This window comes from Methylobacterium sp. JK268, assembly GCF_054052225.1.
In genome coordinates, this window is the sequence record NZ_JBSVZN010000014.1 from 167,345 (window position 1) to 190,108 (window position 22,764).

Annotated in this window: 20 protein-coding genes and 2 tRNA genes; 12 read left to right on the top strand and 10 right to left on the bottom strand. The window is 71.8% G+C overall.

Going from position 1 to position 22,764, the window contains the following annotated elements:
• Positions 1-127 precede the first annotated feature (127 nt).
• Positions 128-559 carry a CBS domain-containing protein gene (locus ACW9J6_RS17295; protein ID WP_457117725.1) on the top strand — a complete coding sequence of 144 codons (432 nt, stop codon included), beginning with the start codon at positions 128-130 and terminating at the stop codon, positions 557-559.
• Positions 560-579: 20 nt separating this feature from the next.
• Here ACW9J6_RS17295 and ACW9J6_RS17300 read toward each other — a convergent pair whose 3' ends face one another.
• Both ACW9J6_RS17300 and ACW9J6_RS17305 read right to left on the bottom strand, forming a co-directional pair.
• Positions 580-1,641, bottom strand: coding sequence for a patatin-like phospholipase family protein (locus ACW9J6_RS17300; RefSeq protein ID WP_457117726.1), 1,062 nt, complete (start codon positions 1,639-1,641; stop codon positions 580-582).
• Positions 1,642-1,849: 208 nt separating this feature from the next.
• On the bottom strand, positions 1,850-3,058 hold the full coding sequence (locus tag ACW9J6_RS17305; RefSeq protein WP_457117727.1) for a UbiH/UbiF family hydroxylase: 1,209 nt from the start codon (positions 3,056-3,058) through the stop codon (positions 1,850-1,852).
• 127 nt (positions 3,059-3,185) lie between these two features.
• Here ACW9J6_RS17305 and ACW9J6_RS17310 point away from each other — a divergent pair, with 127 nt between their 5' ends.
• The 3 genes from ACW9J6_RS17310 to ACW9J6_RS17320 are packed head-to-tail and all read left to right on the top strand — an operon-like array spanning position 3,186 to position 5,527.
• Positions 3,186-4,160, top strand: a complete 975-nt coding sequence (locus ACW9J6_RS17310) for a quinone oxidoreductase family protein (protein WP_457117728.1) — start codon at positions 3,186-3,188, stop codon at positions 4,158-4,160.
• Positions 4,157-4,789, top strand: a complete 633-nt coding sequence (gene pncA / locus ACW9J6_RS17315) for a bifunctional nicotinamidase/pyrazinamidase (RefSeq protein WP_457117729.1) — start codon at positions 4,157-4,159, stop codon at positions 4,787-4,789. Before ACW9J6_RS17310 ends, pncA begins: the two co-directional genes overlap by 4 nt.
• Positions 4,790-4,813: 24 nt before the next feature.
• Positions 4,814-5,527 (top strand): hypothetical protein, encoded by a 714-nt coding sequence (locus ACW9J6_RS17320; RefSeq protein WP_457117730.1) that lies wholly within the window; start codon positions 4,814-4,816, stop codon positions 5,525-5,527.
• Between the two features lie 74 nt (positions 5,528-5,601).
• On the opposite strand, the gene ACW9J6_RS17325 is transcribed toward ACW9J6_RS17320, so the two are convergent.
• The 5 genes from ACW9J6_RS17325 to ACW9J6_RS17345 all read right to left on the bottom strand — a co-directional run bounded on the left by ACW9J6_RS17325 (position 5,602) and on the right by ACW9J6_RS17345 (position 12,461).
• On the bottom strand, positions 5,602-5,958 hold the full coding sequence (locus ACW9J6_RS17325) for a hypothetical protein (protein WP_457117731.1): 357 nt from the start codon (positions 5,956-5,958) through the stop codon (positions 5,602-5,604).
• A gap of 596 nt (positions 5,959-6,554) precedes the next feature.
• Positions 6,555-7,868, bottom strand: a complete 1,314-nt coding sequence (rimO, locus tag ACW9J6_RS17330) for a 30S ribosomal protein S12 methylthiotransferase RimO (protein ID WP_457117732.1) — start codon at positions 7,866-7,868, stop codon at positions 6,555-6,557.
• 236 nt (positions 7,869-8,104) lie between these two features.
• Positions 8,105-9,133 carry a cyclase family protein gene (locus ACW9J6_RS17335; RefSeq protein ID WP_457117733.1) on the bottom strand — a complete coding sequence of 343 codons (1,029 nt, stop codon included), beginning with the start codon at positions 9,131-9,133 and terminating at the stop codon, positions 8,105-8,107.
• A complete protein-coding gene (locus tag ACW9J6_RS17340) occupies positions 9,130-10,350 on the bottom strand; it encodes an ABC transporter substrate-binding protein (RefSeq protein WP_457117734.1) in 1,221 nt (406 codons plus the stop codon). Before ACW9J6_RS17340 ends, ACW9J6_RS17335 begins: the two co-directional genes overlap by 4 nt.
• 116 nt (positions 10,351-10,466) lie before the next feature.
• Positions 10,467-12,461, bottom strand: a complete 1,995-nt coding sequence (locus tag ACW9J6_RS17345) for a transglycosylase domain-containing protein (RefSeq protein WP_457117735.1) — start codon at positions 12,459-12,461, stop codon at positions 10,467-10,469.
• A gap of 290 nt (positions 12,462-12,751) precedes the next feature.
• Here ACW9J6_RS17345 and ACW9J6_RS17350 point away from each other — a divergent pair, with 290 nt between their 5' ends.
• Both ACW9J6_RS17350 and ACW9J6_RS17355 read left to right on the top strand, forming a co-directional pair.
• Complete coding sequence (locus ACW9J6_RS17350; protein WP_457117736.1) at positions 12,752-13,966, top strand: hypothetical protein; 1,215 nt, start codon at positions 12,752-12,754, stop codon at positions 13,964-13,966.
• A gap of 1,191 nt (positions 13,967-15,157) precedes the next feature.
• Entirely contained in the window at positions 15,158-16,792 is a 1,635-nt protein-coding gene (locus ACW9J6_RS17355; protein WP_457117737.1) for an ABC1 kinase family protein, read from the top strand.
• 239 nt (positions 16,793-17,031) lie between these two features.
• On the opposite strand, the gene ACW9J6_RS17360 is transcribed toward ACW9J6_RS17355, so the two are convergent.
• Positions 17,032-17,226: a hypothetical protein gene (locus ACW9J6_RS17360; RefSeq protein WP_457117738.1), complete on the bottom strand. Its 195-nt coding sequence runs from the start codon at positions 17,224-17,226 to the stop codon at positions 17,032-17,034.
• Between the two features lie 495 nt (positions 17,227-17,721).
• On the opposite strand from ACW9J6_RS17360, the gene ACW9J6_RS17365 reads away from it, so the two are divergent.
• From ACW9J6_RS17365 to ACW9J6_RS17375, 3 genes are all read left to right on the top strand, one after another.
• Positions 17,722-18,234 (top strand): cupin domain-containing protein, encoded by a 513-nt coding sequence (locus ACW9J6_RS17365; protein WP_457117739.1) that lies wholly within the window; start codon positions 17,722-17,724, stop codon positions 18,232-18,234.
• Between the two features lie 153 nt (positions 18,235-18,387).
• On the top strand, positions 18,388-18,747 hold the full coding sequence (locus tag ACW9J6_RS17370) for a hypothetical protein (protein ID WP_457117740.1): 360 nt from the start codon (positions 18,388-18,390) through the stop codon (positions 18,745-18,747).
• 113 nt (positions 18,748-18,860) lie between these two features.
• Positions 18,861-18,950: transfer RNA gene (locus tag ACW9J6_RS17375), tRNA-Ser, on the top strand.
• A gap of 142 nt (positions 18,951-19,092) precedes the next feature.
• Here the strand turns inward: ACW9J6_RS17375 and ACW9J6_RS17380 are convergent.
• Positions 19,093-20,004 carry a LysR family transcriptional regulator gene (locus ACW9J6_RS17380; protein WP_457117741.1) on the bottom strand — a complete coding sequence of 304 codons (912 nt, stop codon included), beginning with the start codon at positions 20,002-20,004 and terminating at the stop codon, positions 19,093-19,095.
• A gap of 128 nt (positions 20,005-20,132) precedes the next feature.
• On the opposite strand from ACW9J6_RS17380, the gene ACW9J6_RS17385 reads away from it, so the two are divergent.
• Complete coding sequence (locus ACW9J6_RS17385; RefSeq protein ID WP_457117742.1) at positions 20,133-20,846, top strand: SDR family oxidoreductase; 714 nt, start codon at positions 20,133-20,135, stop codon at positions 20,844-20,846.
• A gap of 328 nt (positions 20,847-21,174) precedes the next feature.
• Here ACW9J6_RS17385 and ACW9J6_RS17390 read toward each other — a convergent pair whose 3' ends face one another.
• Positions 21,175-21,624, bottom strand: coding sequence for a hypothetical protein (locus tag ACW9J6_RS17390; protein WP_457117743.1), 450 nt, complete (start codon positions 21,622-21,624; stop codon positions 21,175-21,177).
• 22 nt (positions 21,625-21,646) lie between these two features.
• On the opposite strand from ACW9J6_RS17390, the gene ACW9J6_RS17395 reads away from it, so the two are divergent.
• Positions 21,647-21,721, top strand: a tRNA-Thr gene (locus ACW9J6_RS17395).
• 144 nt (positions 21,722-21,865) lie between these two features.
• On the top strand, positions 21,866-22,756 hold the full coding sequence (locus tag ACW9J6_RS17400; protein ID WP_457117744.1) for a LysR family transcriptional regulator: 891 nt from the start codon (positions 21,866-21,868) through the stop codon (positions 22,754-22,756).
• The last annotated feature ends 8 nt before the right edge of the window (positions 22,757-22,764 follow it).

Here is a 22,764-nt window from a genome sequence, read left to right on the forward strand (position 1 = left end):
TGACGGGAAGTCCGGGTTGCAAGATGTCGCGGGCGCTTCCACACTCGCGCACGAACAACGGACGGGCCGCACGCGACCGGCACGAGCGGGTCGCCGGAATGGGCCGTCCCAGGACGTGGAGGAAGCGATGACCGTTGCGCGTATCCTGTCCCAGAAGGGCCGTACCGTCGTCACGGTGCAGCCCCACCGCACGCTCGCCGAGGCGGCGGACCTGCTCGCCGAGAAGGGCATCGGCGCCCTCGTGGTGAGCGACGCGGGCCTCGCCGTGCTCGGCATCATCTCGGAGCGGGACATCATCCGGGCGATCGCCCGCCACGGCGCCGCCTGCCTCGACCATCCGGTGTCCCGCTACATGACCGGGCGCGTCGTCACCTGCACCCGCGCCACCGCGATCGAGGAGGTCATGGAGATCATGACCGACGGGCGCTTCCGCCACGTCCCGGTGGTGGAGGAGGAGCGGCTGGTCGGCCTCGTGTCGATCGGCGACGTCGTCAAGCACCGCATCGCGCTCGTCGAGGCCGAGCAGCAGGCCCTGCGCGAGTACATCGCCACGGCCTGAGGCCCGGGGAGAGGCGGCCGTCAGACCGGCAGCGCGGCGGCCGCCACCACCTCGCGGATCTCCGGGAGCATCTTGCGGGCGGCCTGCCGGCCGAGTTCGATGCATTCCTCGGCGCGGTGGAACTCGAACAAGCCCATCTGGGCGAGCTTCGGGTTGATCATCACGTCGGGCGGATCGCCCGCGAGCCGCGAGCGCGAGATCCGGTCCTGCGTGATGTTGAAGGCGTCCACCATCACGCTGGCGATGCCGCCGGGCATGCCGGGGTCGAGGCGCGGCTTCACCGTCTTCTGCGGGCGCAGCCGCGGCCAGCGGCGCGGCGCCTCCGTCAGCGTCTCCACGGCCTCGGCCGCCGCGGCCTCGACCACGCTCTCGTCCCCGCCATGGGCCTGGATCACGGTGCCGCGGATGCGGATGTCGCCGTTGAGGTTCACGCAGAGGACGACGTCCGCGCCGAGCGCGCGGGCCACCGTGACGGGCACCGGGTTCACCAGCGCCCCGTCCATCAGCCAGCGGCCGGCGATCTTGACCGGGTCGAAGATGCCGGGAAGCGCGTAGGAGGCCCGCACGGCCTCGACCACGGGACCGCGGGTGAGCCAGATCTCGTGGCCCGTGCCGAGTTCGGTCGCCACGGTGGCGAAGGTCACCGGGAGGTTCTCGATGCGTTGCCCGCCGAGGTCGCGCTCGAGCAGGTGGCGCAGGCGCTCGCCCGCGATCAGCCCGGAGCCGCTGAGGTGGAAGTCGAGCAGCCCCATCACCCGGCGCTTGGTGAGCGAGAGGGCGAATTCCTTCAGGGCCGGGAGCTTGCCGCCCGCGTGGCAGGCCCCGACCGCTGCCCCGATCGAGCAGCCCGCGATCACGTCGATGGTCAGCCCCGCCTCTTCCAGCGCCTCGATGGCGCCGATATGCGACCAGCCCCGCGCCGCGCCGCCCCCGAGGGCGAGGCCGAGCTTGGGACGGCGGTAGCGCGGCTGGGGCCGGTCGTCGGGGGGAGCGTGCGCGTAGCCCGCGCCGCCCGCGCCGCCTCCCTCGGCGACGCGACGGGCCGGTCCTCCCGTGAACAGACCGAGGCCGTCCCACATCATGACGTTCAGCTCCCACTGCGCCCGCTCGCCCCGCGGAACCCGTACCGAGCGGGCTTATCGTCAGGGCAGTCTGCGCCGGACCTATCAATCGTTTCTCAACGGCAGCGGTTTCATTCCGGCCGCGAAGACCCGGTGGAAAAGTTTTTTTGCCGGAACCAGAACACGGCGACGCGCGCGCGGGCCCCGGTCTCTGCGCGCGACGCATTCCTCAGGCTCGCATCAGCTTGGGCGTGCCGAAGCGCGGCAGGATGCCCTCCCGCATCACCGCCCGGCGCAGGGGCGGGATGGTGGTGAGCGCCAGCAGGCCGGCGCCGCGCAGGAGGTCGGCCGGGAGGAGGCCGGAGAGGAGCGAGCGGTTGAGCGCGTCGACGGCCGTGGTGCGCAGGCGGGCGTCGAGGCCCCGCCCGCGGGCGAAGCGGCTCAGGAGACCAGCGGCGCCGGGATCCTCGCCTTCCTGCCGCGCCTCGACCACGAGGTCGCGCAGGGCGGCGGCGTCCCGCAGGCCGAGATTCAGCCCCTGGGCGCCGATCGGCGGGAAGACGTGCGCGGCCTCCCCGATGAGGGCGAGGCGCGGGCCCACCGGGCGCGTCGCCAGGAGCCCGCGCATCGGCACGAGGCCGCGCGGTCCGTCGATCCGCATCCGCCCGAGCAGCGCCTGGGCCTGACGCTCCACGCGCGCGGCGAGATCCGCGTCGTCGAGCCCGTGCAGGCGCTCGGCCTCGTCCTCCGCGTTGACCCAGACGAGGCTGGAGCGGCGTCCGCCGGGCAGCGGCACCAGGGTGAAGGGCCCGCGGCGCGTGTGGAACTCGGTCGAGACCTCGCGGTGGTCGCGGTCGTGGGCGAGGATCGTGGTGAGGGCCGCCTGCGGGTAGTCCCAGCGGCGGACCGGGATCCCGGCCGCCTCGCGCAGCGGCGAGCGCGCGCCATCCGCCGCCACGACGAGCCGCGCGCGCAGGGTGCCGCCGCCCTCCAGCGCGATCGCGGCCGCCTCGCCCTCGGCGGTCGCTCCGGCCGCGTCCTGCTCGACCAGGGTCAGGTCGGGGGCCCCGCGGGCCGAGCCGCGCAGGGCCTCGACGAGCCGCGCGCTCTCGACGTTCCAGCCGAAGGCGTCGAGGCCGATCTCGGCGGCGACGAAGCGGGCCGGCGGTGGGCGGAAGAGGCTGCCGGTGTCGTCGACGATGTGGAGTTCCGTCAGCGCCGCCGCGAAGGGGGCGACGGCCTCCCAGGCGCCAAGCGCCCGCAGGAGCCGCACGGATCCGTCGAGGAGGGCGACGGTGCGGCCGTCCGCCACCGGCAGGTGCCGCCCGACCAGCGCCGTTTGGATCCCGTCCCGCGACAGGGCGAGGGCCGCCGCCAGCCCGGCCGCCCCGGCCCCCACCACGGCGACGTCGACGATCGCCCGCTGTGCCTCGCTCAACCCGGTCGCTCCCTTCGCATGATCCCGTGCGACCAAGATGGGGCGGCCCAGCGCGCCCCGCCATTGCCGAAACCGCCGCGCCACCTATCATCCGCCCGCATTCCAACAATGCGCTGGGGAGGTCCCGATGCCGAAGGCGATCCGTGTCCACGAATATGGCGGCCCCGAAGTGATGCGCTTCGAGGAGGTCGACCTGCCGGCGCCGGGACCGGGCCAGATCCGCGTCCGCCAGCGCGCGGTGGGCGTCAACTTCATCGACATCTACTTCCGCTCCGGCCTCTACAAGGCGCCGCAGCTCCCCTTCACGCCGGGCAACGAGGGCGCGGGCGAGGTGGTGGCCGTGGGCGAGGGGGTGAGCGGCCTCGCGGTGGGCGACCGGGTCGCCTACGGCTCGGCCGCCGGCACCTACGCGGAGGAGGCCGTGATCGAGGCGCGCGTGGCCGTGAAGGTGCCGGAGGGCGTCGACGACGACACCGCCGCCGCCATGATGCTGAAGGGGCTGACCGCCCAGTACCTCCTGCGCAAGACCTACCGGGTGCAGCCCGGCGACACGATCCTGTTCCACGCCGCGGCGGGCGGCGTCGGCCTCATCGCCACGCAATGGGCCAAGCATCTCGGTGCCACCGTGATCGGCACGGTCGGCTCGAAGGAGAAGGCCGATCTCGCCCGCGAGCACGGCTGCGACCACGTCATCCTCTACCGCGACGAGGATTTCGCGGCCCGCGTGAAGGAGATCACCGGTGGCAAGGGCTGCGCGGTCGTCTATGACGGCGTCGGCAAGGCGACCTACCCGGCCTCCCTCGACTGCCTCAAGCCCTTCGGCATGTTCGTGAGCTTCGGCAACGCCTCGGGCGTGATCGAGAACTTCAACATCGCGCTCCTCGGCCAGAAGGGCTCGCTCTACGCCACCCGCCCGACCCTGTTCACCCACGTCGCCGAGCGGGCGAGCCTGGAGGCCATGGCCGAGGACCTGTTCGGCGTGGTGAAGAGCGGCGCGGTCAAGATCCCGGTCCACAGCCGCGCCAAGCTGGCGGATGCCGCGCAGGTCCACCGCGACCTCGCCGGCCGCCAGACCACCGGCGCCACCGTGCTGCTGCCGTGATCGTCCCGGCCGAGACGGACGTCCTCCTGGTGGTGGACGTCCAGCGCGACTTCCTGCCCGGCGGCGCCCTCGCGGTGCCGGACGGGGACGCGGTGGTCCCGGTCGTCAACGCCCTCGGGCGGCTCTTCCCGCACGCGGTCCTGACGCAGGATTGGCACCCGCCGGGCCACGCCTCCTTTGCGTCGAGCCACCCGGGCCGGGGTGTCTTCGACAGCGTCGACCTCGATTACGGTCCGCAGGTGCTGTGGCCGGACCATTGCGTGATGGGCACGCCGGGCGCGGCTCTGGCCGAGGGGCTCGACCTGCCCCGGGCCGAACTCGTGATCCGCAAGGGATTTCGGCCGGGGATCGACAGCTACTCCGCCTTCCTGGAGGCGGACCGGCGCACCCCGACGGGGCTCGCGGGCTACCTGCGCGAGCGGGGGATCACCCGGGTCGTGCTCTGCGGCCTCGCCACGGATTACTGCGTCGGCTGGAGCGCCCTCGACGCGCGGGCGGCCGGTTTCGCCGCATGGGTGGTCGAGGAGGCCTGCCGGGCCATCGATCAGGCCGGGTCGCTGGCCCGGGCCTGGGACGCGATGGCGGCGGCGGGTGTGGAGCGGGTGCGGATGGAGGACGTCGCCCCCTGAGGGCGGCGCGTGAGGAGCGTAGCCATGAGCATCGTGAAGTACCGACTCGTCCATCCGGGCCTGCGGCCCCGGCGGACGCGGCTCGAGATCCCGGGCTGGGCCGGCCGGCCGGAGCCGCGCGTGGACGGCTCGCACGAGCATGCCTGGCACTGCATCCCGTTCTCGGAGGCCGCGAAGGCGGGGATCGAGGTTTTTTTCCCCTACGACGCCGAGCTGCGCGTGACGACGCGCGGCGGAGAGATGCTGTTCGAGGGGGATTTCGGCCCGCCGCCGGATCCCGAGATGCAGTGGCCGCCATTCCGGAGCTTCGGCGAGGACTACTACACGTACCAGATCCTGCTCGACCTTAAGGTCGAGGAGGGATTCGCGATCAAGACCGAGCCGCACCCGCGCTTCTACACCGACCGGACCGGAACGGTGCCGGTCGCCGTGCCGGCCCTGCTGCGGCACTGGTGGCCGATGATCTACTTCGTGGTGTTTAAGGCCCCCGAGGAGGGGCGGACCCACGTCTTCAGGCCGGGCGAGCCGTTCCTCCAGATCACGGTGGTCCCCGCCGAGAGCGAGTTCGAGCTCGTCCCGATGTCCGAGGAGGAGGCGGCCGAGCGCGAGCTCCAGGCCCGGCGCATCTACGCGAGCCGCTCCACGCTCTCGGCCGATTCCCAGTGGACTTCGTCGACGAACACCGTTTTCGACGGCACCTACCGGCGCATCCACGGGGCCACGCGGCCGAAGCGCTGAAGCGCCGCCGCTCGGGTCCCAGGAGGCGTGAGGCGGCCGGACGGGCCCGCCGCCTCACGACCATCGATCCGCGGTCAGTAATAGCCGTGGTGATGATGGTGGTGGAACCGCCGGAAGTACCGGTGGTGATGGTGGTGGTGGTGATAGAAACGCCGCCAGTACCGGTGATGGTGATGGTGGTGGTGGTGATAGTAGAACTGCGCCTTCTCGACCTGCGCCCCGTCCAGGGCCTCGGCGGCGCGGCTCTCCTCGGCCGCATCCGACGCCTTCAGCAGCGCGACGGCGTTCGGGATGGGCTTGACCAGGTCCGCATAGGACGCGACCTGCATCACCGCGTCCAGGTTGGCCGGGCCCGCGACCGCCGCCTGGGCCGGGCCCGAAGCGGCCAGGGCCGTCACGGCCCCGACCACGCTCACTAACGTCTTGTCCATGACGCCTCCTCGGCACCGCCTCCCGAGAGGCCGCGAACGCGGCATCCCGGAGGTCGTGCCGAAACGCCCGGACGCGCCTGCCGTTCCCGAACCGCGCAGCAACGCGGAGCGGATGGGCCGCGACCGTACCGATTCCGAAGGTCGGGCCAACGGCCCACGATGCTGGCGCATCGTGCCGTTGACCATCTCGAGTTCCCGATGCGGTGCCGGAGGATTGGCGCCAATGCGAGAGGGGAAGCAGCGGTCGTTGGAAATGATCGATGGTATCAGTCGCGCGACGGCTCGGCCGCCCTTCGCGGACGAACGGCTCTCCTGGTCTGTGGCAAAGACGTTCCATCTTGAATGATGGCACATCAAGACTGGCGTTGGATCCCCTCTCCCGAGTGGGAGAGGGGTAGGGGTGAGGGACGGTCGCGTCAGCAAGAAGTCTGAACCGTGCCGCTGGCAGCTCAACGTCCAGAATTCAACCCTGAAGCCGAGCCACCCTCACCCCTGCCCCTCTCCCACTCGGGGTTAGGGGTTCCCCGCGCCATGACCCGCAGATCTGAACGCTTCAGATCTCGCAGAAACGACAAGGCTTGGCGAGCGCCTTCGATCTAGACCACGACGCCGTGCAGGTCGTAGGTGTCCGCCCGCTCGATCTTCACCGTGACGATGTCGCCCGCCCGGACCGGTCGGCGGAAGGCGACGTGGACGCTGCCGTCGATCTCCGGCGCGTCGTATTTCGAGCGGCCCCTGGCGACGGTCGGGCCGGCCTCGTCGATGATCACGGGCAGGCGCTTGCCGACCTTGGCCTTCTGCAGGCGCAGCGACACGGCCGCCTGCGCCTCCATGAAGCGCCGGTAGCGGTCGGCCTTGACCTCCTCGGGGATCAGCGCCGCGACGTCGTTCGCCGCCGCGCCCCGCACGGGCTCGTACGGGAACGCGCCGACGCGCTCCAGCTTCGCCTCGGCGAGCCAGGCGAGCAGCTCCTCGAACTCCGCCTCGGTCTCGCCGGGGAAGCCGACGATGAAGGTCGAGCGGATGGCGAGGTCGGGGCAAACCGCGCGCCAGGAGCGGATGCGCTCCAGCATCTTCTCCTGGTTCGCCGGGCGGCGCATGCGCTTGAGCACGCTCGGGCTCGCGTGCTGGAGCGGCATGTCGAGGTAGGGAAGCACCTTCCCCTCGGCCATCAGCGGGATCACCTCGTCCACGTGCGGGTAGGGGTAGACGTAGTGGAGCCGCACCCACACGCCGAACTCGCCGAGCGCCCGGGCGAGGTCGAAGAAGCGCGCCCGCACCTCGCCGTCGCGCCAGGGGCTCGCCGCGTAGCGCAGGTCGACCCCGTAGGCGCTGGTGTCCTGCGAGATGACAAGGAGTTCCTTGACGCCGGCCTTCACCAGCTTCTCGGCCTCGCGCAGCACGTCGGCGGCCGGGCGGCTGACGAGATCGCCGCGCAGCGACGGGATGATGCAGAAACTGCAGCGGTTGGAGCAGCCCTCCGAGATCTTCAGGTAGGCGTAGTGGCGCGGCGTGAGCTTGACGCCCTGGGGCGGCACGAGGTCGAGGAAGGGGTCGTGGGCGGGCGGCACCGCCTCGTGGACGGCGGCCACCACCGACTCGTAGGCCTGCGGGCCGGTGACGGCGAGCAGGTTCGGGTACTTGTCGCGGATCTCCTCGGGCTGCGCGCCCATGCAGCCTGTGACGATCACCCGGCCGTTCTCGGCCATGGCCTCGCCGATGGCGTTCAGCGACTCGGCCTTGGCGGAATCGAGGAAGCCGCAGGTGTTGACGATCACCACGTCGGCCCCGTCGTGCTTGCGGGCCAGTTCGTAGCCCTCCGCGCGCAGATGCGTGAGGATCCGCTCGGAATCGACGAGGGCCTTCGGGCAGCCGAGCGACACGAAGGAGATCTTGGGGGCAGCGCTCATGACGAAAGCATCTCACCCGCCCTCGCGGCGGACGGCGCGCGAGCAGGCCTGATCGTGTGAGGGAGGGTGTCGGGGCGGCCCCATAGCACAGGCGGCCGCCCGCGTCACCCGAGCGTCATACGGTTTCCGATCGATCGCTGCGCGATGCGGAAACCGGCTTCGCTCAGGTGCGCGGAGCGAAGCTCCGCCGCGCGGGCTGGTGATCCGGTTTCCGAACGGATCGTCCGGAAACCGGATCACACCGTCGCGATCGGCGTCGTCGGCGAGCCCACCGCCCCGGGGAGCCGCAGGGGAGGGGCCGTGAGGAGGAAACGGGAGCGTCCGTTGGCCCGCAGCCAGGTCGCCAGCGGAGTCAGGTGCCAGAGCTCCCCGAGATTGACCCCGAGCCGGAACAGGCAGTGCTCGTGGAGCGGCAGCGTGGCGCAGCAGCCCCGCATCGGCCCGGCCGGATAGGCCTCCACCGCGTAATTGTCGGCGATGAGCGCGCAGAGGCCGCTGTCGGTGATCCAGTCGAGAAGTCGCGCGTCGCGCCCGTCGAGGCCGGCGCCGAGGCGGTGGACCACCTCCGGGTCCGGTGCCCGGTCCATGCCGAGCAGGCGCTCGGCGAAGCCCGTATGCAGGCAGACCATGTCGCCCGGCTCGACGACCACGCCGTCCTGATCGAGGATCCGGCGCAGGGTGTCGTAGCCGACCACGCTGCGCCCCTCGCCGAGATGCGCCCGCAGGTCGATCATCACCGCGCGCCCCTGCATACCGCGCTCGGCCAGCCGCTCGATGCCGAGGGCCTTGGCCCGAGAGGGCGCGCCCGCCTCCTCGGGCCGCGACGGCCCGGTGATGTCCCGCCCGGCCCGGAAGCCGTTGTAGTAGACGGGCTCCGGGGCCCCGTCGCCGTCCGCGTCGAACAGCGAGCCCACGTGGCAGAGCCCGTCCCACTGCGTCGAGTATTGCAGGTGGAGCACCGCGAGATCGTCGCTGATCACGTCGGTGGCGTCGGGCACCTCCTCGCAGACCGGGAAGTTCATGTTCGGCCGCCCGTTCGCCCGCACGGTCGGCGTGATCTTCGGCGGGTGGCGGCGCGGGTTCAGCACGTTGCCGCCCGGATAGTCGAGGGGCAGGCTGAGGCAGAAGGTCAGGCCCTCGCGCACCTCGGCCACGCCCTGGCGCACCTTCTCGGGGGTCAGCAGGTTGAGGCGGCCGAGCTCGTCGTCGGGTCCCCAGTCGCCCCAGGTCGAGCCCTCCGGGCGGCTGCGCCAGCGCGGGCTCATTTCTTCACCAGGGGGCAGCGGGAGGCCGAGAGCGGCTGGAAGGCCTGGTCGCCCGGCACCGTCGCCACCCGCTTGTAGAGGTCCCACTCGCCCTTCGAGTCCTCGGGGCGCTTCACCTCGAACAGGTACATGTCGTGGACCATGCGGCCGTCCTCGCGGATGCGCCCGCCATGGGCGTAGAAATCCTCGACCGGCGTCTCGCGCATCACCCGCATGACCGCGTCGGTCTCGTCCGTCCCGGCCTTGGCCACGGCCTTCAGGTAATGCGTCACCGTCGAGTAGACGCCGGCCTGGGACATGTTCGGCATCCGGCCGGTGCGGTCGAAGAAGCGCTTCGACCAGGCCCGGGTGGCGTCGTCGAGGTCCCAGTAGAACCCCTCGGTGAGCAGCATGCCCTGGGTCGGTTTCAGGCCGAGGCTGTGCACGTCGTTGATGTAGACGAGGAGCCCGGCGAGCTTCTGGCCGGCCTGGGTCAGCCCGAACTCCGCCGCCTGCTTGATCGCGTTGGTGGTGTCCCGACCCGCATTGGCGAGGCCGACGATCTTGGCGCCCGAGCCCTGCGCCTGCAGCAGGAAGGAGGAGAAGTCCGGCGTGTTGAGCGGCACCCGCACGCCGCCCCTCACGGACCCGCCCTGCGCCTTGACGACCGCGGTGGCGTCCCGTTCCAGGTCGTGCCCGAAGGCGTAGTCGGCCGTGAGGAAGAACCAGGAATCGCCCCCCGCCTTCACGGTCGCCTGGGCGGTCACGTTCGCGAGCGCGTAGGTGTCGTAGGCCCAGTGGATCGAGACCGGCGAGCAGGCCTCGTTGGTGAGTCGCACCGCGCCCGGGCCGCTGAAGGCGATGATCCGGTGCTTGGCCTTGGCGATGTCGGCCGCCGCCAGCGCCGTCGCCGAGGCGGCGACGTCGAGGATGGCGTCGACCTTCTCGGTGTCGAACCACGCCCGCGCGGTGGCGGCCGCGATGTCGGGCTTGTTCTGGTGGTCGGCCACCACGACCTCGATCGGCGCGCCGAGAACCTTGCCGCCGAAATCCTCGACCGCCATCCGGGCCGCCGCCTCGCTGCCCGGGCCGGTGACGTCGGCGTAGAGGCTCGACATGTCGAGGAGGAAGCCGATCTTCACGACGCCGTCGGAGATTCGCCCGGTGCCGGATTCTTGCGCGCAAGCGGACCCGTGCCACGCGGCGGCGACGGCCGCGGCTAGGAGCGTTTTCCTCACCTGTCTGTTCCCTGTCGGGGGCTTCTCGGGGAGCCCGCCCGCATGATCGGCCTGTGGCAGCGCTTGTCAACGCGATCGCGGCCGCGATCTGCGCGCGGCCGGAGGGGGGATCGGGCTCAGTCCTGCCAGATCCCGGCCTTGCGCGCCTTCGCGTTGGCCTCGGCGGCCGCGAGGTCGGGCGTCGCGCCCGGGGCGGCCCGCCCGGCCCCGTTGAAGAGCACCACCTCGGAGAGGTCCTGGGAGCCCGCCTTGCAGCGGTAGACCTCGGCCTCGCCGGCCGGCTCGCAGGCGACGTCCCGCCGCTTCAGGTACTGACGGAACTCGCGGGCGGCCTTGCCGCCCTGGCCCTCGACCCCGAACAGCCGGATGGTCTGCCCGTCGAGCTTGAGGCGGCCGGTATCCACCACGCGCGCCGCCCCGCGCAGCACCGAGGCGGAGCGGCGCTCCTCCGGCGGCTGCCACGCCGCCCGGGCCGCCCCGGGGTCGCGCGCCGACGCCTCGCGCTCCTCGCGCAGCGTCCCGGCGAGGTCCTGCCAGATCGCCGCGGGCGTCGCGGCCGCCGCGCCCTCGTCCTCGGAGGAGGCCCAGATTCCGAGCGTGACGTCGCCCGCCAGGCCGACCGTGACGCCGTCGCGGGCCGCCGGTGTCAGTTCGGCCCCGTCCGGCAGCCGCGCGAGGCCGGAGAGCAGCGCGAAGGCCCGCGCCCGCACCGCCGCGGGATCGAGCGTCGCGGCCTGGAGCCGATCGTAGACCGGGCGGCCGTCGCGGGTGACGCGGCGCAGGCTCGCCTCCGCGGCCGCGCGGCCGGTCGGGTCGGCCGCGAGGGGTCCGCTCGTGCTCGCGGCGGCCAGGACGGCGCCGTCGGGTCCGAGGGCGACGAGCCCGACCCGGTCGCCGCGGCGCTGCGCGGCGGCGTCGAGCCGCTTGGCGATGGCCGCCTCGGCGGCACCCTGGAGCGAGCGGTCGAGGGAGGTGCGCAGGGCGGCCTCGCGGAACCCGTCGCCGAGCCGGTCCCGGGCCGCGAGGACGGCGAGGTCCGGGAGGCCGCTGCGGGTCACCATCGTGGCCGAGGGGAGGCGCAGCCCCGCGAGGGCGCCCGCCGCCTGGTCCGCCGCCTCCCGCCGCAGGGCGCCGATCATCACCATCGCGTCGAGGACGCCGCGGGCGCGGGCGCGGGACGCCTCGCTGTCCCGGTCGGCCACGCGGTCGGTGGGCCGCTGGGTCAGCCCGGCGAGGAAGGCCGCCTCCGCCGTCGAGAGGTCGGCCGGACCCTTGTCGAAGACCCGCCGCGCCGCGGCGTCGAGCCCGGTGATCTCCGGCCCGAACGGCGCGCCGGACAGGTAGCGCGCCACGATCGCCTCGGGCGTCTCCCGGGCCTGGAGCCAGAGGACCAGCATCGCCTCCTGAACCCGGGCGACGAGTCCCTGGGCGCCCCCGAGGATCTGGTCGCGCACGAGGCGCTGCGTCAGCCGGGGCGCTCCCTCGCGCGGGCCCGTGCCGATCGTGGAGCGGAAGGCCGAGCGGATCACGCTCGCGACGCCGGCGGCGTCGAGCCGGTAGCGATCCGCGAACCAGGGATCCTGCGCGGCGACGATCGCGTCGCGCATCGCGGGAGCGATCTCGGTCGCCGCCAGGGCCTTGCCCCGCACGGCCCCGCGGGTTGCCACGGGCTCCCCGCCCTCGGCCCGCACGGTGATGGGGGCCGCGCCGGGCGCCGGGCCGGAGAGGGGCGGCAGCGTCGCGGCCGCAACGGCTAGCAGCGCCCCCAGGAGCGCGAGCGGCCCGAGCGCGGCGGCCCATGCCGCGCGGCGCCAGTCCAGGCCGGCGGCCCGGGACAGGACAGCGTGCCCGCGCGTCCGCGCCAGGATCCAGCGCCCGTGCGCTGCACGGGCCGCAGGATGCGCGGCGATCTCGCCGGTCACGCGGCCGACGGCACGGCGCAGCGGCACGGCCCGCGCGGCCAGGGCGGCCTGCCATCGCGCCGCCGCAGCGAGGCGCGCCCGGGGCGCGGGGAGGGGAGCGGGCCGGCCCGGCGGGGCCGCCGCGGGGCCCGTCGCGGTCCCGAGATCGAGCCAGTCGCGCTCGGGCGTCGTCTGAGGCTCCGCCAGCATGTCGTCGGTCGCTCTCCCTGCGGCGCACCCGCCGCTACGGCCACGGTCCCCGAAAACGCCATGTGGCCTCCGAGGTTCCGCGGCAGCCGCCCATCAGGGCGCGCAACCTCAGTCGTGCGGCCAAGTTGCCGCCCCTGCTCTTCCGGGCGATCCCGTTGATCGCGTGTTGCACTGCGAAAAGAAGCTCGGATGCACTGGGCAATATCAGATAGGCGCGCACGATCGGGTGGAACGATGCTGGCTTGTCGACGTTTCGAAGCCGGATTTTACCACCAACTCGGAGGAGCATCATGACGAAGTCATCCATGGGCCGCCTGACGGCCGGTCTTGCCGCGCTGCTCATCAGCACGTCCGTCTACGCCCAGAGCGGGAGCGCCGGCGGGCCGGGCAGTGCCGGCGGGGCCGGCGGGGCCATGTCCCAGGGCGCGGGGTCTCAGGGCTCGGCCGGCGGCGGGGCCGACCGGATGGGGGGCGCGCAGAAGGGTGGCCAGGCCGGCGGCATGGCGGGCCAGAGCGCCCGCGGCGACGGACAGGGCGGTCGCCAGGAGCAGGGCGCCCTGCCGGATCGCGGCCGCGGGCAGCAGATGGGCGCCCGCGACCGCAAGGGCGACGCGGGCGGCGGCCGCGAGGCGGAGATCGGTCAGCGCGACGGGCGTCACGGTGACCGCGACGGCATGCGCAACGCGCGCAGCGAGATGCGCGACGGCCACCGCGACCGCGCCGAGCGCTTCGACCGCAGCCGCGAGGAGCGCACCAGCATCCGGACCTCCAGCCGCGAGGACCGCTTCGAGGGCGGCGGGCGCCACTTCGTGACGGTGGCCGGCCGCCGCGTGGTCTACGGCTCGCCCGAGTACCGCCGGCTCGTGATCATCGAGCGGCGCGGCGACCGTCACGTCCGTACCGCCGGTACCGAATGGGTGGTGATCCAGGGGCGCCGCGTGCGCGTCGGCTCGCCCGAGTACCGCCGCCTCGTGGTGCGGGAGCATTCGGGTCCCCGCTACGTGTTCATCCATGGACGGCGCGTGCTCTACGGCTCGCCCGAGTACCGTCGCCTCGTCGTCACCGAGCGGTCGGGCGTCACGGGCAGCATCGGCGTTCGCGAGGAGCGGCGCGACCGGGTCGACGTGCGGTCGAGCGAGCGCGTCGGTGAGCACGGCCGCCGCGACGAGACGCGCACCAGCGCCCGTCACGACGAGCGCCGGATGGGCGAGGGCGCCCGCTCCGAGCAGCGCGGCAGCGAGGCTCGCGGCGGGGACCGCGGCGGCGACCGCAACCGCATGAGCCAGGACCGGGCCGGTCAGGGCATGGGCCGCGGTGGTCAGGAGCAGGCGAACCAGCAGGGCCCGCGCGACCGCGGCAACGCCCAGCAGGGCCGCGGCGCCGCATCGCCGGAGACCACCGGCAGCACGATGCGTGGCGGTTCGACGGGTGGCGCGTCCGGTGGGGCCTCCGGCGGCATGGGTGGCACCAAGGCGAATGGCGGCGCGTCCGGCGGCCGCATGTGAGCGCATCGCACCGATCGGGACGTCCGTGAGGGCGTCCCGCTCATCGGCCCCGCTGTCATTGCGGCAGCGGGGCTTTTCTATGGTGGCATCGGTTCGTCCGTTCGTCCCTTCGCAGGATCCCTCTCCCGTCTGCCGCATGGCTGTCCGCGGACACGTGGAACTCCTCTCCCCTCTCCCGAGTGGGCTTGCCTGTTCACACAATCCGGTTTTCGGCGCGTCGGCTGGACGTGGCTGGGTGTCGCGACACTCCTCATGCTGAGGTGCTGGCGGAGCCAGCCTCGAAGCACCCCGGAACGGTCGATCCCAACCGGCCTTGGCTTGGATCTGTGGTCAGGGGTGCTTCGAGGCTCGCGATGCTCGCACCTCAGCATGAGGAAGGGTGCGACTTCCAGGGGCGTTCAGTCCACGAATCCACGACGGGGACGTCTGACTCTGCAAACTGCCTGTGGGGAGCGGGCATGCGCACGACCCGAAGTGTGAATCCGCAAGCCCGAGTGGGAGAGGGGCGGGGGCGAGGGACGGACGCTTCCGCAGGAACATTGGGCCGTGCCGTTGGCAGCGCGTCGGTTTTCATTTGTTGTGAGCGAGATTATCACATCTTATCGATGGCGGAAAGCCAGCGTCTTTACGCTGAACTGCGAGCGGATCGAGCCGCGACTCACACCGCAACCGATCTTCGGAGCCGCGTTTCCTCCTGGATAAGCGTTCCGCGGTGCTTCGAGGCCGCTCCGCGGCACCTCAGCATGAGGGATGTTGGGCGCTCCAGGGCCGGTGTGTCGCCGACGAGGGGAGGTCTTGCCCCCCGCCAGAGCTCGAGACGAGTCTCGCAGGACTGGCCGGGATCCCGTGGCCGGTCGGGCTTCACCTGTCGTGACGCGCTCCGGGCCGATCCCCCGCTCATTCACCGCGCGCGCCGGGAACGCCCCCGGTCGATCCGCCCCGTTGTGCGCGCCCGCGCCTTGCGCTACCGCCGGGGGCGCCGTCGCGCCCGACGGATTCGCCCGGGTCCCGGCCGCGCCGTCGTCCCGTCCGCACGCCGCCCAAGTCCCGCCCGGTTGAGGGCCTAGCGGATCAGCGGCGCGAGGCTCGATGTCGGGCGTGCCGGCGCGTACAGGACCGTATCGGGGGCCCTCCCGCGCGGTCTAAACGGGTCCCGACCTCTCACGGCAGCCGGGCTGAACTGATGCGATCATGCTGAAAACGGCCTTCGTCGCGGCGCGCGACCGGCAGCGCCTCCAGGAGATCGCCGGGATCCTGATCGGGTTCGGCGTCAATCAGGTCGTCGACCGTCTCGGCCTGCGGGCGATCCCACGCCTCGCGTGGCGCAGCACCCCCACGGTCGACCTCACCCGGCTGTCGCAGCCCGAGCGGATGCGGCGCGCCATCGAGGCGCTGGGGCCGACCTTCATCAAGCTCGGGCAGGTGCTCGCCAGCCGCGCCGACCTCCTCGCGCCGCAATGGACGGAGGAACTGGGCAAGCTCCACGACCGGGTGGCGCCGGTGCCATGGGAGGTGATCCGCCCGCAGCTCGAGGCCGATCTCGGCGCCCCGCCGAGCGAGATCTTCTCCGAGTTCGACACCAATCCGCTCGCCTCCGCGTCGATCGCCCAGGTCTACCGGGCGCGGCTGGAGAGCGGGGAGGAGGTGATCGTCAAGGTCCGGCGCCCCGGCGTCCAGAAGATCATCGAGGCCGACCTCCGCCTGCTCTCGCACGCCTCGCGCATCGTCGAGAGCGAGTGGCCGGAGATGACGCGCTACCGCCCGCACGAGCAGATGCGCCACATCGCGCAGGGCCTGCGCGAGGAGCTCGACCTGCTCAACGAGGCGCGCAACTGCGAATTGCTCGCGGCCCTGTTCGCCGACCGGGACGACATTGTCTTCCCGAAGATCTACTGGGACTGGACCTCCGAGCGGGTGCTCGTGCAGGAGTTCATCCACGGGATCCCGCCCACGGACCTGCGCCGGCTGGAGGAGGAGGGCTTCGACCGGGTCGTGCTGGCCCAGCGCGGCACCGACGCGTTCCTGCAGATGTCGCTGATCGAGGGCGTCTTCCACGCCGACCCGCATCCCGGCAACATCCTGTGCATGCCGGGCAACCGGATCGCCTTCGTGGATTTCGGCATCATCGGCCGGTTGTCGCAGCGCCGCCGGGCGCAGCTGCTGATCCTGATCGGGGCGATGCTCAAGGAGGATGCGGACGGGCTGATGGCGGTCCTGCTCGACTGGACCGGCGGCACGGCCCCCGACCTGACGAAGCTGGAATCGGCCTCGCAGGCCTTCGTGACCCGGCACAACGGCTCGACCCTCAACCTCGGCGTGGTGCTCACCGACTTCATGACGATGGCGCGGGAGAACGACCTCGCCATGCCGACCGACCTCGCGATCCTGTTCAAGGGGCTGGTGACGGCGGACGGGGTGATGCGCCAGCTCGACCCCAAATTCGACCTGTTCGCGGCGGCCGGGCCGACCGTGAAGCGCACCATGCACACGCGCTTCTCGATGAAGGAGGTCAAGACCAAGTTCGAGGGCCTCGCCGCCGGCCTCTACGGGGCGGCCTCCGAGCTGCCGACCCTCGTCCACCTCATGCTGGTGCGCCTCAAGCAGGGCCGCGTGACGGTGGAGATCGAACTCAAGGGCATGGACAAGCTCACCCGCGGCATCGAGCGGGCGGCGGCCCGGGTGGCGGTCGGCCTCGTGGTGGCGGCCTTCGCGACGCAGCTCGCGCCGCGGATCATCGAGCACGGCACGCCGGCCTTCGCGGCGATCGGCATCGTCGTGCTGACGATCGGAATCGGCTGGATCCTGCTGCTCGCCCGCAACCGCTAGAGCCGTGTCGAGCGAGGCGGTCACCGGCTCGCGTGAAGACAGGGCGATGACGAAGGAACGTGAAGCCCTCTCGGAGATCCGAGGATCACCGAAAGGGCTTGAGGACAGCCTCCGACGGTGGCGGCGCCGGTCCGTCACCGCCCGCGGCGAACCGCGAACCCGGAGCCGCGGTTCGACGCGCGCCGCGCCTGCTCCCGGGGCGATGGCGCGGGACCCCTCGGGGGTGTCCCGCGACACCCTCAGTGGCGGGCCGGCCGGCCGCGGCTGGCGCGCAGCTCGACGGCCGCGCGGGTAGCGTGATGCGGGGAGCGGAAGACCTGCCCTTCGAGCCGAAGGTAGTCGGGATGGGCCGCGAAGAAGCGGAAGCCCTGGGCTTCGCGCACCACGATCCCGGCCGAGGTCTCCCCGACCTCCACGATGCGGGCTGACGACATGACGTGACACTCCTCTCGCCGGCGCGCAGCCGGCGGGGCGCGCCGTGCGGCGCGGTGACGGGATGGGGGATTGCGGGAGGGTCAGGCGCCGGGACAGCCGTCGCGTGCTGCGCGGGCCGGACCGCGCGCGTCGTGCAGCAGGCGCTCGCGTCGGATCGGGATCGGTCGCATCGCCGCATCGGCTCCGGGAGGCGGGCGGCCGGGGCGGCCCGCGGGATCCGTCCGACCGCGCCTCGCGGGGCCCGGCTGACGTTCTCCAGAGGATCCCGGCGGACGGCGCCACTGTCAACGAGAATGTTCTTTCTATGGAACAAGTCGAGGGAGCATATTGCGTGCGGACGAGGTCGCCTTTCTCGAATATTTCGCTGGATTGGCGGAAAAGACCCCAAGGAATGGGCCGCGCTGCGTTCGTCAAAAAGAACGAAGCGCCGTACCTGCCCCCTGGCGTCAGTGCGGGCCGTGGCGCAAGCTGGGCGCACTCGTCAGGAGGGCCGCATGGCGCATGATCCGCACGACCACGACCACGACCACGACCACGACCACGACGCGGCGCCGCGCTGGAAGCACGACGGGGTCCGGGTGATCACGGGCGACCGCCTCGACCCCAACACCGCGCAGACCCCCGGCATGTTCCGTCAGGCGGCGATCAACCACGCGCGGGTCGGGGCGCAGAAGATCTGGGCCGGGACGGTGGCGATCCAGCCCGACGCCAAGACCGGCGTCCACCACCACGGCGCCCTGGAGAGCGTGATCTACGCGGTGCGGGGGAGGGCGCGCATGCGCTGGGGCGAGCACCTCGAATTCACCGCGGAGGCGGGGCCGGGTGACTTCATCTACGTGCCGCCCTACGTCCCGCACCAGGAGATCAACGCGTCGCCGGACGAGCCGCTCGAATGCGTGCTGGTGCGCTCGGACAACGAGGCCGTCGTCGTCAACCTGCCGGACGTGCAACCGGTCGAGCCGCCGGAGACCGTCTATTGGGTCGATCCGATCCACAAACATCCTTAGAGGAAGCGCGCCCGGGCGGGCCGGGCTGGCCGTGGCTTTTTTGCCGATCCACTTGACGTTGCTGGGATCTTCCCCGGGCCCGCCGCGCATTTTAATCCTTTGTTAAGCGCGTGGCCCGAGCCTTGGATCAATTCCAGTTCCCGAAGGTGCGCCATGGTACTGCCGAAGGCCCGACCCGTTCCCGCCGACGATGCCGAGTGTCCGGTTCCCCTCGCGACGCTCGGCCAGATCTATCGCGGCGACAGCGAGACGGTGGACGCGATCGTGGGCGGGATCCCGCCCCGCATCCGCGCGCGCCTGGCGGCCTACCTCTACGGCAAGAGCCACACCCACGAGATCGGCCTGCGGATCGCGGCGATCTGCGACGAGCACGACCTCGTCGAGGCGGCCGGGCTGGCAGGGTCGGTGCTCTTCGCGCAATCGCGCAGCCGGCCCGCGCGCGAGCCCGGCCCGCGCCACCCGACCGCCCGCCGCGTCAGCCTCGCGGGCTCGGCCGGCGCCCGGGCGTTCTGAGGGCGTTTTTCTCGGCGCGGTTGGCGCTCGGCGCTTGTGAGCGGCGCCAACCTCGTGCTAAAGGCGCCGCCTGCGACGCGAGAGCGTCGCCGGGCGGTCGCGCAAGCGGCGCCGGAGAGGTGGCAGAGCGGTTGAATGCACCGCACTCGAAATGCGGCATGGGCGCAAGTCCATCGGGGGTTCGAATCCCTCCCTCTCCGCCATAGATTGCCCGATATCGCTTCCGCGTTGGCTCAAACACTGTCGAACATCTCACGCCCCGCGGCGCTATGACGAATTCCAGCAAGGCGGCGCGCTCGCTCCGGTCATCCCTCCTGAACGCGCGTTCTCGGGACATGATCGACGCTAGCGTTCCTGCGTCGCCCTGCAGACCTCCAGCACTCTGCCCCGGAGCCACCGGTGGGCCGGATCGGCATCCATCCGCGGGTGCCACATCGCCGAGACGGCGATCTCCGGCACCGGCACGGGGAGCGGGAATGCGACAATCCCTGCCAGGCCTGGATCGTCGCTCTGGACGCACGAGCCCGGCACGAGCGCGATCAGGTCCGAGTGTCGCGCGATCCGCAAGGCGTCGGAGAAGCCCGGCACGACCACCATCGTCTCCCGGCTCAGGCCGATCGTCGCCAGCGCGGCATCGACCGGGCCGGTGAACGCCCCCCGGCGCGATGCCACGACATGCCGGCCCGCCGCGTAGCGTTCGGCGCCGATCTCGCCGGACAGCAAGGGATGGCCCGCCCGCACGGCACCGACGAACCGGTCGCGAAAGAGGAGCCGGGTGCGCAATTCGGGCGCGGAGGCGCCCAGAACGCCGATCTCCAGGTCGATCTCCCCGTCGCGCAGCGGCCCGGCATCCTTGTCGGGCTTGGGCGCGAACCGCAGCCGTGCGCGCGGCGCCGCCGCTGCGATCGCCGTCACCAGAGGGGCCGAGAACATCTCCACGAAGCCTTCGCCGGCGCGGATGGTGAAGGTGCGGTCGATCGCCGCCACGTCGATCGCACCGGATTCCGGTCCGAGCACAGCGTGGACGTCGCGCACGAGGTCGTGGACCCGGCCGCGCATCGCCATCGCGCGGGGTGTCGGCACCAGCCGGCGGCCGGCCCGCACGAGCAGCGGATCGCCCGTCGCGGCGCGCAGCCGCGTCAGCGTCCGGCTCATGGCGGATGGGCTCAGCCCGAGCTTGCGGGCGGCGCCGCTGACGCTGCCTTGTCCCAGCAGCACGTCGAGGGCCACGAGCAGGTTCAGATCGAGGTCGGACATGCCCCAACCATGCCCCACCGAGGTGATCGCGAACAGGCGTTGCGCGCAATGATACTGTGCATCCGTTGCGTCTGGCGCATCGTACGAGAGCGAGAGATATCGGCTCCGACCATGATCGGAGCCGCCCCATGACTCAGATTTCTCCCGACGCGTCCCGCGGGACCGTCCTCCTGATCGGCGCCTCGCGCGGCCTCGGCCTCGGCATGGCCGGCGAGTTCGCCGGGCGTGGCTGGCACGTCGTCGCCACCCTGCGCGAAGGTATGCGGACCGCGCTGCACGACCTCGCGGACGCTCATCCCGACCGGATCGAGATCGAGACGGTGGATATCGCCGAGCCTGAGCAGGTCGCTGCCCTGCGCGACCGCCTCGCGTCGCGCGCGTTCGACATCCTGTTCGTCAATGCCGGTACCGCGAACAGGAAGGACGAGCCCGCCGCCGAGATCGCGAGTGACGAATATGCCCGCGTGCTCGTGACCAACGCGCTCGGCCCGATGCGGGTGATCGAAGCCTGCCGGACCCTCGTGAAAGCCGATGGCCTGATCGGAGTCATGTCCTCCGGCCAGGGGAGCATTGCCAACAACACCAACGGGCGACATGAGGTGTATCGCAGCAGCAAGGCCGCGCTGAACCAGCTCGTGCGCAGCTACGCCGCCCGCCACGCCGACGACCCGCGTGCGCTCGTCCTGTTGGCGCCCGGCTGGATCAGGACGCGGCTCGGCGGCCCTGGGGCGCCCTTCGGCGTTGAGGAGAGCGTGCCGCTGCTCGTCGACGTGCTGCTCGGGCGCCGGGGCAAGCCGGGTCTCGCCTTCCTCGACCGCGACGGGAACACCGTACCGTGGTGATGGGGCTGATCGGCATCGCGGCGCATGGCTTGAAGCCCGACGCGGCGTGGCACGCCATCCGCCTCGGCGCCGCAGCCTCGAAATGCGCGGCCGTTGCGTCAGGATCGGCATCGACCAGCCACGCACGCTGCGCGCATTCTTCGGCGCGAGGGTGGGAGCGATGCGGTGTCGGAGGGCCGTCGCGTGAACATCGTGCTCATCCGGGCCCGGCGCGGGCCGGCCGGTCATGGCCGCACGGCTTCCCTGGTCGACAGTCATACCTCCTGGTCGGTCTATGAAGACTGAGTCAAGAGGAAGTCCACACCCGCGACACCCGCCACTTGCTCGCTTACACGTCTTCGTCTTTGATGTAGATGAACGCGGCGTCAAGCCTGTCTGCCAGATGCTTCGCTAAGGCGAGCGCCGCTTCGAAATTCGCGGCTGCCGAGCGAACCGAAACCTGGTGCTTCGCATTCGTGATCGTCCCGGTGATCGCGTAATAATGCTCGCCGGAGTTCGACTTTGTTTTTTCGAGGAGCAAGTAATTCTGCTTCTTGCTGATGTCGGCATCGGACGGTAGCTCTTCGAGGACAGGCATCCGGTGTGGCTCGGGACGAATCGCCAAGACGATGTAACAGAAGTCCCCGCGTTCCGATCGAGAAATGTCGATGCGTCCGGACCCGGTCAGGCGGCCGATCTCGGCGAGGGTCCGCTCTCCGCCGCTCCGCGGCCGACGCGCCTTGACGACCGGGGCGGGAATGCCCTTTATGACCCGCGTGCCGCGACCACGGTGCCACATTGCGCGCCGGTCGAGCGGCCATGCCGGTGTAGCACAGCGGTAGTGCAGCGGTTTTGTAAACCGAAGGTCGGGGGTTCGATCCCCTCCGCCGGCACCATCACAGGCTTCGCCCCGGGATCGGGTTACGCCACCCTGCGGCCGCGCCTGTCTCCTGGAAGCCGGTCCGGATTGACCGCGGCCGTCGTCCCTGGGCCGCTGGCGTGCGCACCGGCCGGGGCGCGGCATGGCGGTAGGGCTCGGAATGGATCGTCTGCAGGCCATGCGCATCGTCGTGAGGGTCGCGGAAACCGCGAGCTTCACCGAGACCGCGCGCCAGTTGCAGATGAGCGCCCCGGCCGTCACCCGCGCGGTCGCGGCGCTCGAGGGCGCCATCGGCTCCCGGCTCTTCGTCCGCACGACGCGCTCGGTGAAACTCACGGAAGCGGGCGGGCGCTACGTCGAGGATTGCCGGCGCATCCTGGCCGATCTCGCGGAGGCGGAGGCCGCGGCGGCCGGCGCCACCGCGACGCCCACCGGGACGCTCACGGTCACGGCGTCGGTCCTGTTCGGGCGGATGCACGTGTTGCCGATCGTCACCGACTACCTCGACGCCTACCCGACCATGGCGGCCCGGACGCTGTTCGTCGACCGCCCGGTGAACATCGTGGAGGAGGGCATCGACGTCGCCATCCGCATCGGCCACCTGCCCGATTCCGGCTTCACGGCCGTCAAGGTCGGGGACGTGCGCCGGGTGGTCTGCGGAGCGCCTGCCTATTTCGAGAAGCACGGCGTTCCGACGGTCCCGGCCGATCTCAGGCATCACCGCATCGCCGCCTCGACCGGCGCATGGCCGTCATCGGATTGGCGGTTCGGGCGGGACGAGCGCGTCAGCGTCCATCCCGCGCTCGAGAGCAACACCAACGAGGCAGCCATCGCCGCCGCCGTCACGGGATGGGGGCTGACGCGGGTGCTGCACTACCAGATCGGCCCGGCCCTGCGCGAAGGCCGCCTGCGGATCGTGCTCGCCGAGTACGAGGAGCCGCCGCTGCCGATCCACGTGCTCCACCCGGAGGGACGTCACGCGCCGGCCAAGGTCCGGACCTTCGTGGATCTGGCGGTGGCGCGCCTGCGCGCGAACCGGCACGGGATCTGATCCGCCCC